The 13,718-nt window shown below is 74.6% G+C and carries 13 protein-coding genes and 1 pseudogene; 4 read left to right on the forward strand and 10 right to left on the reverse strand.

The features are described 5' to 3' along the window. Positions 1-18: 18 nt before the first annotated feature. From AB0J72_RS43900 to AB0J72_RS43910, 3 genes are read left to right on the forward strand one after another with little or no spacing between them, the layout of a single operon-like run. On the forward strand, positions 19-783 hold the full coding sequence (locus tag AB0J72_RS43900) for a TetR/AcrR family transcriptional regulator C-terminal domain-containing protein (protein WP_363411020.1): 765 nt from the start codon (positions 19-21) through the stop codon (positions 781-783). A 43-nt stretch (positions 784-826) separates the two neighbouring features. Beyond that, positions 827-1,522, forward strand: coding sequence for a hypothetical protein (locus tag AB0J72_RS43905; RefSeq protein WP_363411023.1), 696 nt, complete (start codon positions 827-829; stop codon positions 1,520-1,522). Further along, positions 1,515-2,405, forward strand: coding sequence for a Fic family protein (locus tag AB0J72_RS43910; RefSeq protein WP_363411026.1), 891 nt, complete (start codon positions 1,515-1,517; stop codon positions 2,403-2,405). Before AB0J72_RS43905 ends, AB0J72_RS43910 begins: the two co-directional genes overlap by 8 nt. Here the strand turns inward: AB0J72_RS43910 and AB0J72_RS43915 are convergent. Beyond that, positions 2,318-2,512 (reverse strand): hypothetical protein, encoded by a 195-nt coding sequence (locus tag AB0J72_RS43915; RefSeq protein ID WP_363411029.1) that lies wholly within the window; start codon positions 2,510-2,512, stop codon positions 2,318-2,320. The two genes, AB0J72_RS43910 and AB0J72_RS43915, sit on opposite strands and share 88 nt — an antisense overlap. Positions 2,513-2,643: 131 nt before the next feature. Continuing rightward, positions 2,644-3,078 (reverse strand): annotated as a pseudogene (locus AB0J72_RS43920) (heparin lyase I family protein); the annotation flags it as partial. A gap of 138 nt (positions 3,079-3,216) precedes the next feature. Here AB0J72_RS43920 and AB0J72_RS43925 point away from each other — a divergent pair. Continuing rightward, positions 3,217-4,719: a VCBS repeat domain-containing M23 family metallopeptidase gene (locus AB0J72_RS43925; RefSeq protein ID WP_363411032.1), complete on the forward strand. Its 1,503-nt coding sequence runs from the start codon at positions 3,217-3,219 to the stop codon at positions 4,717-4,719. A gap of 7 nt (positions 4,720-4,726) precedes the next feature. On the opposite strand, the gene AB0J72_RS43930 is transcribed toward AB0J72_RS43925, so the two are convergent. The 8 genes from AB0J72_RS43930 to AB0J72_RS43965 are packed head-to-tail and all read right to left on the reverse strand — an operon-like array spanning position 4,727 to position 13,446. Further along, a complete protein-coding gene (locus AB0J72_RS43930) occupies positions 4,727-5,719 on the reverse strand; it encodes a polyprenyl synthetase family protein (RefSeq protein ID WP_363411035.1) in 993 nt (330 codons plus the stop codon). Then, a complete protein-coding gene (locus AB0J72_RS43935) occupies positions 5,716-6,564 on the reverse strand; it encodes a hypothetical protein (RefSeq protein WP_363411038.1) in 849 nt (282 codons plus the stop codon). The genes AB0J72_RS43930 and AB0J72_RS43935 overlap by 4 nt, the downstream gene beginning before the upstream one ends. Further along, complete coding sequence (locus AB0J72_RS43940) at positions 6,561-7,694, reverse strand: cytochrome P450 (RefSeq protein WP_363411041.1); 1,134 nt, start codon at positions 7,692-7,694, stop codon at positions 6,561-6,563. Before AB0J72_RS43940 ends, AB0J72_RS43935 begins: the two co-directional genes overlap by 4 nt. After that, positions 7,691-10,330, reverse strand: coding sequence for a PEP/pyruvate-binding domain-containing protein (locus AB0J72_RS43945; protein WP_363411044.1), 2,640 nt, complete (start codon positions 10,328-10,330; stop codon positions 7,691-7,693). The genes AB0J72_RS43940 and AB0J72_RS43945 overlap by 4 nt, the downstream gene beginning before the upstream one ends. Further along, a complete protein-coding gene (locus tag AB0J72_RS43950; RefSeq protein WP_363411047.1) occupies positions 10,327-10,974 on the reverse strand; it encodes a nitroreductase family protein in 648 nt (215 codons plus the stop codon). The genes AB0J72_RS43945 and AB0J72_RS43950 overlap by 4 nt, the downstream gene beginning before the upstream one ends. A 35-nt stretch (positions 10,975-11,009) precedes the next feature. Further along, positions 11,010-11,606, reverse strand: coding sequence for an isoprenylcysteine carboxylmethyltransferase family protein (locus AB0J72_RS43955; RefSeq protein ID WP_363411050.1), 597 nt, complete (start codon positions 11,604-11,606; stop codon positions 11,010-11,012). Continuing rightward, positions 11,603-12,664, reverse strand: a complete 1,062-nt coding sequence (locus tag AB0J72_RS43960; RefSeq protein WP_363411053.1) for a ketoacyl-ACP synthase III family protein — start codon at positions 12,662-12,664, stop codon at positions 11,603-11,605. Before AB0J72_RS43960 ends, AB0J72_RS43955 begins: the two co-directional genes overlap by 4 nt. Then, on the reverse strand, positions 12,661-13,446 hold the full coding sequence (locus tag AB0J72_RS43965; RefSeq protein ID WP_363411056.1) for an AfsA-related hotdog domain-containing protein: 786 nt from the start codon (positions 13,444-13,446) through the stop codon (positions 12,661-12,663). Before AB0J72_RS43965 ends, AB0J72_RS43960 begins: the two co-directional genes overlap by 4 nt. Positions 13,447-13,718: the final 272 nt, after the last annotated feature.

Consider the following 13,718-nt stretch of genomic DNA (forward strand, 5'->3'; position numbering starts at 1 on the left):
GAGGCGGCAGTGGCGCTGATGGCGACGGACATCGTCGCGCTGTTGCGCCAGCGGATCGCCACGGGCGAGCTGCCGCCGCACACGGTGGTGTCGTTCAAGGACCTCATGCGCGAGTGGGACGTCTCGATGCACATCGCCTTCAAGGCGCTGCGGCAGATGCGGGACGAGCGTCTCGTCGAGAAGGTGCCAGGCATCCACGGGCTGCTGGTGACCGAGCCCGCCGCGGGCATCGCGGCGGCGTGGCAGCCCCCACCGCCGCCGGGGACGGAGGCCCGGGCGCGGGTGGTCCGCACCGCGATCGAGCTGGCCGACGCCGACGGGCTCGCCGCCGCCTCCATGCGGCGCATCGGGGAGCGGCTCGGCGTGACCACCATGACGCCGCACAAGCACGTCGGCAGCCGGGCCCGCCTCGAGACCATGATGGCCGACGCGATCTTCGCCGGGCACCCGCTGCCGCAGCCGCCCACCGGCGACTGGCGGGCGCAGCTCGAGCTGGCGTGCCGCACGCAGTGGGAGATGTACCGCCGCCACCCCTGGCTCGCGAGGATCGTGTCGTTCGAGCCGTCGCCGCTCAGCGAGCACGTGGTCGCGCACACCGACTGGACGGCGCGCGCGATGACGGGCCAGGGCCTGCCGGCGGAGACCGCGTCGCGGGTCGCCGCGACCGCCGCCGACGTCGTGCGCGGGATCGCGATGGACGCCGATCAGGACCCCGGCGACACCGAGCTGTTCGAGTTCGGCCTCCAGCGCCTCCTGGACGGACTCGCGCCGCTGTTCCCGTAACGGCCGGCCGCGCCGCCGCGGAAGGCGGCACCATACTGGACGCGTGTATCCGTGGACGTTGTCGTGGCCGGAGGTCGACCCCGCCCGGCACCCGTTCGACCGGGAGGCGGCGCCCGCGGTGATCCGGGGGCTGTCACCGGCCGCCGCGGTGCCGTCCCGCCGGGCGGGGCACGCCGCCGACCCCGCCGTCATCGGCTGGGGGCACGGGGAGGGGCGGCGGTGGTGCGACGCGATGAGCGCCGCCCTCGTCGAGCGCTACGGGCCGTGGGCGTCCGGCTGGCGGTGGTCCTCCGGCGAGGGTGACTACGGCGGCGGGCCGGTGCACGCGTGGTGCTGCCCGCGCGACTCGATGAGCACCCCGGACGCGACCCTGGCCGTGGTCGCGGCGGCGCTGGTGGAGTGGCGGGCCTGGCTGGAGGACCTCGCCGCACGCTTCGACGGGTTCCTGCCGCTGCCCGCCGGCCGGGAGGCGGCCCTCGCGGCGTGGGAGCGGGCGGTGGCGCAGCTGGTGACGGTCGTGGTGGACAGCACCGGCGCCGAGGACGCGTGGTATGAGCTCTGCGGCCAGGTGCTGCACTGGTTCCTGGCGGCCGCCGGCGTACCGGAGGCGCTGCGCGGGACGCTCGTCGGCGAGGCGATCGACGGCCGCTTCGAGAGCTGGTGCGAACCGGCGGACGACCTGGTCACGGACGTCGCCGGGCGGCTCGCCGCCGGGGTCGTCGGCCGCGACGATGCGTGACCACCTGCTGGACTGGATCCGCGTCCGCGAGGAGGTGCGCTGGGCCGAGGCGGCACGGCCGTTCCCCGGCCCGGTCCGGGGCGCCCGCGACGGCGTCGCCGACCACGTCCGCACGACGGTGGCGCACCGCGACCCGCACCGGGCGCGGCGCCTGCTCGACGCGCTGCACCAAGCCCGGACCGCCACCGACCTGTCCCTCGAGGTCCTCGCCGGCTGGCAGACCACGGTACTCGGCGGGGCGGACACAGCGGCGGGCGCAGGGGCGGGCAGCAGGGCGGGCACAGAGGCGGGCAGCAGGGCGGGCGCAGGGGCGGGCAGCGGGGCGGGCACAGAGGCGGGCAGCGGGGCGGGCAGCAGGGCGGGCGCAGGGGCGGGCAGCAGGGCGGGCGCAGGGGCGGGCAGCAGGGCGGGCACGGCCCGCTTCCGGACGGGCGCCGCCTACGCGAAGCGGGGCCGGGAACGCTACGGGCTGCACGCCGACACCGAGCCCCGCTTCCGGGCCTGCCTCGCCGAGGCGGCGGACCCGTCGGTGCCGCTGTCCGCCCGCGCCGCCCGCGTCTACCTCGACGTGGCGTTCTTCCACCCGTTCGAGGACGGCAACGCCAGGGCGGCCATGCTCTGCCTGTACCACATCCTGCACCGCGGACAGGTCACGCTGGACCTGGCCGCACCGCTGCTGCGGATCACCCGCCGCGCCGACGACCCGGCCGGCGCCGCCGACCTGGTGCGGCTGGTCGACGTCCTGATCGCCGCCACCCACCGGCGCGCCGCCACACCCGAGCCGACCGGGCCGCGTCACAAGGAGGTCTCGCCGGCGAGGCCGAAGAAGTCGTGCCACTTCACGCCGCCGGCGAACGACGTGCCGGTGGACAGCCCCACGTAGACGTCGTTCGTGCTGCCCTTCGTGAACACGATGATGTCGTCCTTCCCGTCGCCGTCGACGTCACCCAGGTAGGGAACTCGCCGGCGAGACAGAAGAAGTCGTTCCACTTCGTGGCGGCGCCGACGAACGCGGAACCGTTGGACAGGGCCGCGTACACGTCGGCGTTGATCCGGACCGTGATCGTGATCGGCCGGCCGGTGACGGCGTCGCCGATGTCGTAGTGCCAGGCGCCGTTGTTGCCGTCGAGGGTGTACTTCCCCTTGCCGATCTTGATCTCGACCGGCGGTGAGCCGGTGGACGCGTTCTTGAACTGCATGACGACCCGCCAGTCGCTCGTGCCGGTCGGGAAGCTGGCGGGCAGGTAGTCGGTGAAGCGGACGATGTACGTCTGACCCTCGGTGATGTTCTGCGCCGCGTCGGGCTGCGACTCGTTGCGCTGCTGGCCGCCGCCGAGGTAGAAGCGGGCGGCCCGGCCCTGGCCGTCGGGCGAGCTCTGGATCGTCGGGCGCTGGACGGCGCCCTGCGGCTGGTCGTTCCACGGCGTGCTGAGCCAGCCGGCCCAGCCGTTGCTGAAGTCGGTCGACCAGACGACGTTCATGCCAGGCTCGGGGACCGCGACGGCGGCCTCCGGGCCGCTCAGAACGGTCGCACCGGCCACGGCCAGCGCGAGCATCCATCGGCAGAGCTGGATGGACGTCACGGGCCGAGCGTACCTGAGAAATCGATTGCTGCAAGTTCTTTACGGGAATTCCCCACGCCTGGCAAGCTATTGACATCAACCGATGCCGGACCGGCCGTCAGGAGTCCCCGCATGTCCCGTGTCCAGCGACTGCTCGTCGCCCTCGCCACGCTCGCCGCGTCCACGCTCACCGCCGTGCTGGTCGATGCCTCACCGGCGTCGGCGGCGCCGCTGTTCAAGGCGCCGTTCCCCTGCGGTCAGCGCTGGACCTACGACCATCACAGCGCCGAGGTGCGCCAGGCGCTCGACTTCGTGCGCACCGACGGCACGACCAACGGCACGCCGCAGGTGGCGACGGCGGCCGGGGTCGCGCACCGGCTGTCACAGCCCGGCGGCGCCGGCAACTACATCTCCATCGACCACGGCGGCGGCTGGACGACGTACCACTTCCACCTGAGCGCCTACTCGGTGCCCGACGGCGCGTACGTGCAGCAGGGCCAGCAGATCGGCATCACCGGCAGCACCGGCAACTCGTCCGGCCCGCACCTGCACTACGAGCAGCTGTTCAACGGCGTCGGGCAGGTCATCTCGATCAACGGTGCCTCGCTCGCGCCGTACCCGGGGCAGTACAACCAGAAGTTCCTGGTCAGCGACAACTGCGGGCAGGGCTCGGGCCCGGGCGACCGCTACCTGGCCGGGTCGCCGACCGACTTCACCGGCGACGGCAAAGACGACATCGTCACGTTCACCCGGGGCACGCTCAACGACGTGTACGCCGCGACCTCGACCGGCACGTCCTTCACCGGTACGTCGGTGAAGTGGAACGACTTCTTCGGCCTCACCGGCGAGACCCTGCTGACCGGCGACTTCAACGGCGACGGGAAGGACGACGTCGTCACGTTCACCGGCGGGTCGCTCGGCGACGTGTACGTGGCGCTGTCCACCGGCACGGCCTTCGCGGGCGCGGCGAAGTGGCACGACTGGTTCGCGCCGAACGCCGAGGTGCCGGCGGTGGGCGACGTCAACGGCGACGGCAGGGACGACATCGTCACCTTCACGCACGACGCGGCCGGGGACGTGTACGTGGCCCTGTCGACCGGCACCGGCTTCGGGCCAGGCGTGAAGTGGCACGAGTACTTCTCGATCCCCGGCGAGCACCCGGCCGTGGGTGACGTCGACGGCGACGGCAAGGCCGACATCATCACCTTCACGCAGGGGCCGGCGAGCGCCTCGGACGTGATCGTGGCGCTGTCCAACGGCACGTCGTTCGGCGCGTCCCAGAAGTGGCACGACCTCTTCGCCGTCGGCGCCGAGCTGCCCCGGGTCGGTGACATCAACGGCGACGGCAAGGCCGACATCGTCACCTTCACCTGCAATGCCGACGCCGACGTCTACGCCGCGGTCTCCACCGGGACGAGCTTCGCCGGCACGACCGTCAAGTGGAACGACTTCTTCTGCCTGCCCGGCGAGTTCCCGTACCTGGGCGACGTCGACGGCGACGGGAAGGACGACATCATCGTGTTCACGAAGGGCAGCACGAACGACGTCTACGTGGGGCTGTCCACCGGCACGTCGTTCGCCGGCGGCGTGAAGTGGCACGACTTCTTCGGCCTCACCGGCGAGACCACGCTGTGAGCGGACGCTAGGCGACGGGGACCGGCAGCGGGAACGCCAGCATCGCGTCGTCGACGAGGGTGTGCAGGGCCGAGGTGTACGGTGGCGTGCCGCCGAGGGCGTGCAGCGCCCCGTGCACCTCGGCGACCATCGCGTCGACCCGGCCGTGGTAGGCGCGCAGGTGCTCCGGGCCGGTCAGCAGCGCCTTGAACTCGGCCCGGGCGTCCGCCGACGTCGCCGCCGCCGCGTGCAGGGCCAGCAGTGCGGGGCGCTGGGCCACCGGTACGCCGTCCAGCAGCAGCATCACGAGGAAGGTGGCGGCGCCGTTGCGGAGGTCCTCGTCCCGGCCGGTGACCAGGTCGCGCTGGTCGTTGGTGAGCTGGCGGAGGACCCCGAACCGGCGGCCGACGTCCCGCCAGCGGTCGACCCGGCCCGGGTCGGCGCCGGCCAGGCAGGCCGCCGTCGCGGTGGCCATGGCGTAGGGCGCGCCGGTCTTGCCCTCGTAGCTGGCGAGGACCGACGCGGTCGTGGCGGTGGCCGGGCGGGCGGCGAGGTCCAGCAGCTGGCCGCTGATGCCGTCGAGCCAGCCGCGGGACAGCTCGGCCTGCGCCGCGACCTTCGTGGCGTCCGGCACGCGGGCCTCCCGCAGCAGCCTGGCCGGCAGGTGGCTGCCGACGCCCAGCGCGGCCAGGATGTCCGCGTTGCACCGCGCCGGGTCGAAGGGTCCCCCGTCGGCGAGGTCGTCGAGGTAGCGGGCGGCGGCCCACCAGAGCACGTGGACGACCGCCGCCGGCCGGCCACCCGCCGGGTCGCCGGTCTCGGCGGCGTGCACGAGCAGCGGCAGCCGGATCATCACGTCGACCGCGCCGGTCGAGCCGCGCGCGGCCAGCCGGTCCAGGAAGCCGCCGAGGAACCCGGCCATGGCCTCGTCGGCGACGTCGCCGCCGGCCCGCAGCCGCGCCAGCAGCGCGGCCAGGTCCTCGTGCACCGCGCCGACCATCTCGGTGACGTCCGTCGTCATGATGTACCCCCTGCAGCAGCGGTCACGGCCCACGAGACGAACGAGGCCAGCAGATAGAAGAAGGCGAGGCGGGCGTCCCAGCGGTCCGCGCGGCGGAACCGCCACCACGCGAGGGCCGGCAGGGCCAGCGGCGGCAGCGTCAGGACCACCCACGCGGACGGCGCCGCCAGCACCAGGACCACGGCGGCGGCGACCGGGCTCAGCACGGCGACCGCGACCGTCGCGGGCAGGCCGAACGTGGTCACGTAGGTGCGTTCGCCGGGGCGCGGCGACCGGGTGATCTTCTTGGCCACCTCCAGGTGCAGCGTCGCCAGGACGACCACGGCGAGCGCCGGCCAGAACGACGGGCCGAAGCCGCCGCCCGTCGTGCCGAGGTGGAGGGTGTACAGGTACAGGTGCAGCAGCAGCTGCACGGGGCTGCTCAGCAGCAGCGTCAGCACCAGCCGCCCCGGGTCGGGGCCGGGCAGCAGCAACAGCAGCGCGTAGGCCAGCTGGACCGCGATGACGAGCGCGGCCCAGCGGTCGAACAGGTTCAGCAGCACCAGGAGCGCGCCGATCACGCCGTACCAGCGCAGCAACGACGACCGGGTGACCACGCCGGCGGCGAGCGGGCGGTCCGGGTTGTGCACGCGGTCGTAGGGCAGGTCGCGGATGTCGTCGACGATGCGCATGAGCAGCATGTCGAGGGCGATGGTGAGCGCCGCGACGGCGGTGCCGAGCCCCGGCCGCCAGGGGCCGGCGGGCGGGCCGGTGAGGGCGAAGAGGCCGGTGACGCCGTAGGCCCAGCAGACCGCGAACAGGATCGACGGCACCGGCGGGTAGCTGCCGCGGACGAACGCCCTCACAGTAGGTGCACCGGCAGGCGCCACAGGCCGCGCAGGAACATCTTGTCCCGCCACTCGTCGGCGCCCTCGGAGGCGGGGCGCAGGTCCGGGAAGCGGCGCAGCAGCGCGCCGATCGCGGTGCGCAGCTGGACCCTGGCGTGCGGGGCGCCGACGCACATGTGCCGGCCGTGCCCGAAGCCCAGGTGCGGGTTGGCGGGCCGGTCGAGGCGGAACTCGTCCGGGTCCGGGAAGACCGCCGGGTCGCGGTTGGCCGCGTCGGTGAGCGGGACGACGACCTGCCCGGCGGGCAGCGGCACCCCCGCGAGCTCCGCGTCGGCGAGCAGGACGTGCGGCTGCCCGCCGGTGCCGGCGAACCACACCCAGCGCAGCAGCTCCTCCACCGCCGCGGGGATCAGCTCGGGCCGCTCGACCAGCGTCCCGCGGAGCTCGTCGTCGTGCAGCAGGTGGTGTACGCAGCTGCTCAGGTGGCTCGCGGTGGCGTCGCCGCCGGCCATGACGAGCCCGGCCGCCATGACGACGATCTCCTGCTCGGTCAGCGCCGGTGCGAGCGACCCGAGGAACCCGGTGCCGAGCCGCTCCCGGAAGTAGCCGTGCATGGCGGCCGTCGCGGCGGTGACCTCGTCCGGCTCGCACCGGCCCGCGGACATCATCACGTCGGTCCACGCGACCAGCTGGTCGACGTCGCCGGCCGGCGTGCCCATGATGCGGGCGATCACCAGGTAGGGCAGCGGCCGCAGGTACGCGGCGACCAGGTCGACCGGTCCGGGCTTCGCGGCGGCCTCGTCGAGCAGGTCCTCGGCGGTCCGCTCGATCCACGGCCGGTCGGCCTCGGCGGCCCGGTGGGTGAACGCTCCCTGGACGGTCCGGCGGCGGCGGGTGTGCAGCGGCGCGTCGGTGGTGGCCAGGGCGAGGGTGTCGGGGCTGCGGGCGAACATGGTGCCGCCGTGCCACTGCTGCCGGCTGAACCGCGGGTCCGACAGCACCGTGCGCACGTCGGCGTGGCCGGTGACGAGCAGCGCCGGATGGTTGCCGCGGATGCGGACCGGCACGAGGGCGGCGCGGCGGAACAGCGCCGCCTGCTCGGGGTCGAGGGCGACGCCGGGGCGGCTCTCGAAGGGGAACTGCGTCATGACGCCTCGGCGATGATCCGGACGGTCCCGGCGGTGCCGTCGAGCTCGATCAGCGCGCCGTCGGGGATGCGGCCGGTGGCGCCCGGCACGGCGACGACCGTCGGCACGCCGAGCAGCCGCCCGGTGATCGCGGTGTGCGACAGCAGCGTGCCGCGCTCCACGACGAGCCCCTTCGCCGCCATCATCAGGAACAGCCAGCCGGGGTCGGTCTCGCGGGCGACGAGGATCGCGTCGCGGCACGTCTCCGGCGGCACGGACGGGTCGAGGACGAGGCGGGCCGGGGCGCGCACGACGCCGGGCGCGGAGCCGAGCCCGGTCAGGACCCCGGTGTCGCCGGCGGCCGGCGCGGCGGTCACCTCCACGGCGCCCGGCAGCACGTCGGCGAGGGGGCCGGTGGCCGGGGTGCGCAGGAGGCCGGGCCGGCCGGGACGGGCCTCGGCGAGGAGCCGAGCGCGGCGCCGGGCGGCGGCGAGGTCGCGCAGCGCGGCGCACGGCAGGGTGCCGTCGTAGGCGCCGAGGACCTCGGCGACGGTGAGGTCGCGGATGTCGAGCGGGTCGTCGAGGTGGCCGGTGGCGTGCAGGTCGGCACCGAGCCGCCACAGGATGTCGCGGGACAGCCCGTACAGCTGCGTACGGCAGAACCGGGTGTCCTCGCGGACCCGGGCGGTGTAGCGCACGTAGCCCGCCAGGGTGCGCAGGACGGTGCGGCGCAGCCGGCCGGGGCAGCGCGCGGCGAGCTCCTCGGCGGCCTGGCGGGTGGCCCGCTCCTCCGCCTGGATCAGGCCCTCGACCGTGCGGTTCTGGCTGATGTACGGGCGGAGCACCTCCAGCAGCGTCCACGGCTGCTGGCGCGGGGTCGGCTGCTCGAGCTTGAGGTCGTGCAGCGCGCGGTCCCCGTAGCGGCGCAGGTAGTCGGCGGCCGCCTCGGCGAGGGGTGCGCCGTGCCCGCCGGCGCTGATGGCGCGCCACACCTCGCGGGGGCGCTCCCCGGACTCGACGGCCGCGCGCAGGTCCGGGTCGGCGGCGACGAGCTCGGCGAGGGCGACGGCGGCGCGGACCGACCGCAGCGACCGGTTGGCGGGGCCGCCGGTCAGCAGGCCGGTGAGCAGGCCCTTCGCGCCGCCGGCCCACCGGTCGAGCAGGCGCATCAGGGCCTTCACGGCGAGCAGCCCGTAGATGGAGTTGGTGAGCGTGACGCCCCAGCGGACACTCATCGCCGCCCACAGCTCCCGGTAGGCGGCGACGAGCTGGTGCGGGGTCCGCCCGGACAGGTCGCCGGCGTCCGCCATCACGCCGTCCCACCAGCGCAGGAACTCCCTGGCCTGGCGGGGGTGGCGGGTGGCCCGCAGGAGCGTGCCGGGCAGCGCGAGCCACGCCCGCCGGCGCGGGCGGGTGACGGCCGGACGCGCCTCGCCGGTGACCCCCATGCCGTCCTGCCACACGTCGCGGACGAGGTCGAACACCGGCATCTGGCCGTGCAGGGCGTGCCAGGCGCCGAGCCGGTAGTACACCCGCCCGTCCAGGTGCGCGACGAGCTGCTCCAGGTGGTGCCGGTTCGCCTCGACGGTGCTGGCCGGCACGCCCATGCGGTGGTACAGGTCGCCGAACGCGCGCCGGTAGAACTCCTGCGCCTGCGAGAAGGTGAGCGCGCCGGAGACGCCCGGGTAGCTCTCGGTGATGTTGTGGTTGGCCCAGTACATCGGCGGCCCCGCGGGCATCACCATCGGCCGGGCCTGCACCAGGTGCAGGGTGCCGTCGGCGGTGATGGTGCCCTCGACGTCCTGCGGGCCGCCGAAGAACGCCTCGGCCCGGGCGGCGAGGGCGGCGACGGCGCGGGCGGTGCGGTCGTCGAGCACCGGCGCGTCGGCGAGGTCGGCCGGCACGGGCAGCAGCGCGAGCTCGCCGGTGCCGTCCGGCGGGCCGACCATGCGCTCCTTGCGGACCAGGTCGGCGGTCACGGTGGTGCCGGTGACGTGGAAGTGGTCGACGTCGGCCTTCTCCTGCACGACGCCCTCGCCGATGCCGTGCGCGGCGGCGATGACGGTGCGCCGGGCACCGTCGCGGGGGTCGCGGGTGAACGCCACGAACGAGCGGGTGCCGGGCACCATCAGCTGCACGCCGACCGCGATCCGGGTCCGGGCCGGGTCGAGGCCGCGGTGCCGCCGGTAGGCGACGGCCCGGGCGGTGAACGCCGACGCCCAGCAGGCCGCGATCCGGTCCGCGACCCGGTCGGCGGGCACGTAGAGGAAGCTGTCGCTCATCCCCGCGAACGGGTCGGCGCCGTCCTCGCCGTCCTCACCGTCCACTGTGGACACGACGGCGCAGGCCCGGACGGCGAACAGCGCGTCCGGGCCGAACCGGTCGCGGACCTCGGCGAGGATGCCGTCCGGGACCGGGGCGGCGCGCAGGGCGGCCGCCGCCCTCGCCCACCGCTGCGGGTCCTCGGGATCTCCCTCGGCGTCTCCCGCGGGGCCGGCGCTGTCCTGGACGTCCTGCCACGCCGCGTCGAACGCGGTCGCCGGGACGGTGACCAGGTCCGGCACCGGGAACCCGGCGGCCCGCATCAGGTGCAGGCGGGCGAACTTGTGCCCGACGAGCGCCGGGTCGGCGACGTCCGCGCCGGTGGTGATCGTCATGTCTCGTTCCAGCCGTCGATGTGGATGACACTGTCCAGCGGGGCGCGCCGGGCCGGGCGGAAGCCGCCGCCGACCGGGTGCGCGGTCGGGATCAGCGCGCCCTGCCGGACGTGGCCGGGCAGCCGCAGCAGCGCGGCGACCTCCTCCTCCCGGTCCAGGTGGGTGGTGGTCCAGGCGGTGGCGAGGCCGCGGGCGCGGGCGGCGAGCATGTAGCTCCACGCGGCCGGCAGCAGCGACCCCCAGATGCCGGCCTGGTTGCCGGTGCCGAGCCCGCGGCGCACCTCCAGGCACGGCACGACCAGGACGGGGACCTGCCCGAGGTGCTCGGCGAGGTGCCGGGCGCTGGCGAGGGTCCGGGGCGGGACGCCCGTGTCGGTGGCGTCCGGCGGGTACCGCTGCTCGAAGGCCGCGCGGTACACCTTGCCGATCGAGGAACGCAGCACCGGGTCGGTGACGACCAGCCACCGCCAGTGCTGGCGGCCCGCGCCGGTCGGCGCCTGCAGAGCCACCTCCAGACAGGCGCGGACGTCGGCGAGGTCGACGGGGCGGGTCAGGTCGAGCCGGTGCCGCACCGACCGGGTGGTGGTGAGCACCTCGGCCGCGCTCATCCCGGTGGTGCCGGCCGGGTCCATCACAGGGTCCACCACAGGGTCCGTCACAGGGTCCATCACCGGGTCCGTCACCAGACGCCCGGGACGAGGCGCTTGCGGCCCACGGCGTAGTCGCGGTAGCCGGGCATGTCCCACAGCACCTGCTCCTCGACCCGCAGCCGCCACACGATCGACGCGACGAGCGCGCAGAGCGCCACGACCCCGGCGGGGCCCGGGAAGCAGCCGACGAGCCCGAGGTGGGCCAGGATCATGCCGGCGTACGCGGGGTGCCGCACCAGGCGGTACGGCCCGTGGGTGACGGCGACCTGGTCGCTGCGGCGCACCACATGGTGGGAGTAGAACCGGCCCAGGGTGCGGATCGCGGTCTCGCGCAGGACGACACCGCCGGCGAACAGCACGGCCGACGCCCAGAACCAGGCGGGGCGCTCCCCCGGCACCAGCAGGCAGCAGCCGATGGTGGCGAGCCGGGCCGCACCGTACGGCACGATCGTCCACGCGTCCTGCGGCGCGCTGGTGGCCCGCAGCGCGATCGGGGCCTCGACGAGCAGCCACAGCGCGTACAGGCCGGCGACGACGAGCGCGGCCGGGTCGTCGCGGTGCGTGTACGCGCCGCCGGCGAGCAGCCCGAAGGCGGTGACGAAGATGATCCAGGGTGCGGCTCTCATGCGGTCCACTCCGGTCGGTGCAGGATCTCCAGGACGGCGGCGCCGACCGCGATGCCGGTGCCGTTGGCCATGACCAGAACCCGGTCACCGGGCTCCAGCTGGCCGGTGAGCACCAGGTGCTCCAGGGCGGCGACCTGGTCGCCGGAGCCGAGGTGCCCGAGGTTGCGGCCGAACTCCAGCACGCCGCGGGTGTGGTCGATGCCCAGCGGCTTGAGCACGTGCTTGACGTACCGCTCGTCGCCGGCGAACACGTGCAGCACGCGGGTCACGTCGGCGGCGGTGACGCCGGCGTCCGCGAGGGCCTCCTCCGCGGTCCCGGTCCGGGCGTCGCGGAGCCGGCGCAGCGCGGTCGCGAGCCGTCCCGGGCTCTTCGCGTCGTACGCGGCGAACCGGTTGCCGAGCCGGACCGGCCCGTCGGCGGCGACCGGCGGCGGGAAGATGCGCTCGTCGCCGCGGTACATCTCCTCCAGGTCCGACAGCGAGCGGTTGACGATGCTGCGCACCCGGGCGAACCCGCCCCGGTTGCTCAGCACCGCGGCGGTGCCGGCGTCGCCGAGGATCGAGCCGCGGTTGGTGCCGGCGTTCGTCGCGTACCGCCAGCGCACCGCCGGGTCGTACCCGGTGGCGGGCTCGACCCCGAAGTTGTCGCCGTTGGTGACCAGCACCGCGCCCGGCCCGGGGCGGGCCAGGTGCCCGGCGGCGAGGTCGAACGCGTTGAGCATGCCGGCGCTGCCCTGCCGCAGCTCGATCGCGGGCGCGCCGTGACCGACGACGCGGTGCTCGATGTAGTGCTGCGGGCACCAGCCGTTGGGGCCCTGCGGCGCCGACGTCACGTGCAGCAGCAGCCCCACCAGGGCCGGGTCGATGCCGGAGCGGTCCATCGCGGTGCGGGCGGCGCGCACGGCCAGGTCGGCGGGGGCGATGTCACCCGCGACCGCGACCCCGGTCCAGCCGTCCTGCTCGGCGCCGCACCAGCCCTGCCGGGCCGCCTCGGCGACCGTGAGGACGGGCGGGAGGTAGGTGCCGACGCTCGCCAGCCACAGCTCGTCGAACCTCACGCGGCCCGCACCTTCCGGTAGGCCGCGGGCGACATCGTGTGGGTGACGAGCCGGATGGTGCCGAGGTCGGCCGTCCCGGCGTGCAGGCCCATGTCGAACGCGGTCCGCGGCCGGGGCCTCCCGGGCGGCCGGCGCCAGCTCACGTGCAGCGGCAGGCCGGCGGGCGGGGCGGCCGGGATGTCGGCGGCCAGGTCGATCCAGACGACGTGGGTGTCGAACGCGTGACCGTTGGCGACGTGGCCGAGCATGAGCACGAGCTGGCGGGCCGCCTCGATCACCTCGATCGGGTCCCGCAGAACGCCGGGCGGGGCGAGGCTCGGACAGTGCAGCACGGCGCAGGTGAACTCGCCGTCCGGCGTCTCGGTGGGCGCGCCCAGCATGACGGTGCTCAGGTCGGCCCGGTGCACGAGCCTCGGGTCGGCGGGAGTGGCGAGCGTCCGCTCGGCCGGGGCCATGAGTGTCGCCGTCCCGCCGCGGCCGGGCCCGGCGGCAGGCAGGGGTGAAGGCTGCGCGGCGTCGGGCAGGGCCGGCTCCGGCAGCACGGTGACGGTGCCGCGGCAGATGTCCCGGGTGGTGCCGCCGACCGACTGGGTGGCGGTGAGCTCGAGCGTGTCACCGGCCCCGCCGCAGTGCAGCTCGACGCCCCCTTCGAGCTCGCCGAACGCCGGGAACGCGAATTCGAGCCGCAGCCGGCGGCCGGCCCGCCGCAGCCCGCCGCCGGTGACGTCGCCGGCCAGCCCGAGCAGGCCGGCGACGAGCAGATTGCCTGGTAGATGATCCACCGGGTGGTCAAAAAAGAACGGATGATGTCGATCCACGGGTAATTGAACTGTCCGCATCAATGCCCCCATTCACGTCCATGACGCGGTGTGAAGCACCGAAGTATGGTGTCGAAACTTGCGGCCGTCAATACCGCGAAATCGGCTTGTATTCACCTCACCGTCATACTTTCGGACGAACCTCATTCATCCTGATGGCGTTCAACTGATCACTCCGCACCAGTTGTCCACGAATGCGAAACAATGCGGTAATGAACTGCTGAAACGTCAGATGT

It is taken from the genome of Dactylosporangium sp. NPDC049742, assembly GCF_040674675.1.
Taxonomy (GTDB): domain Bacteria; phylum Actinomycetota; class Actinomycetes; order Mycobacteriales; family Micromonosporaceae; genus Dactylosporangium; species Dactylosporangium maewongense.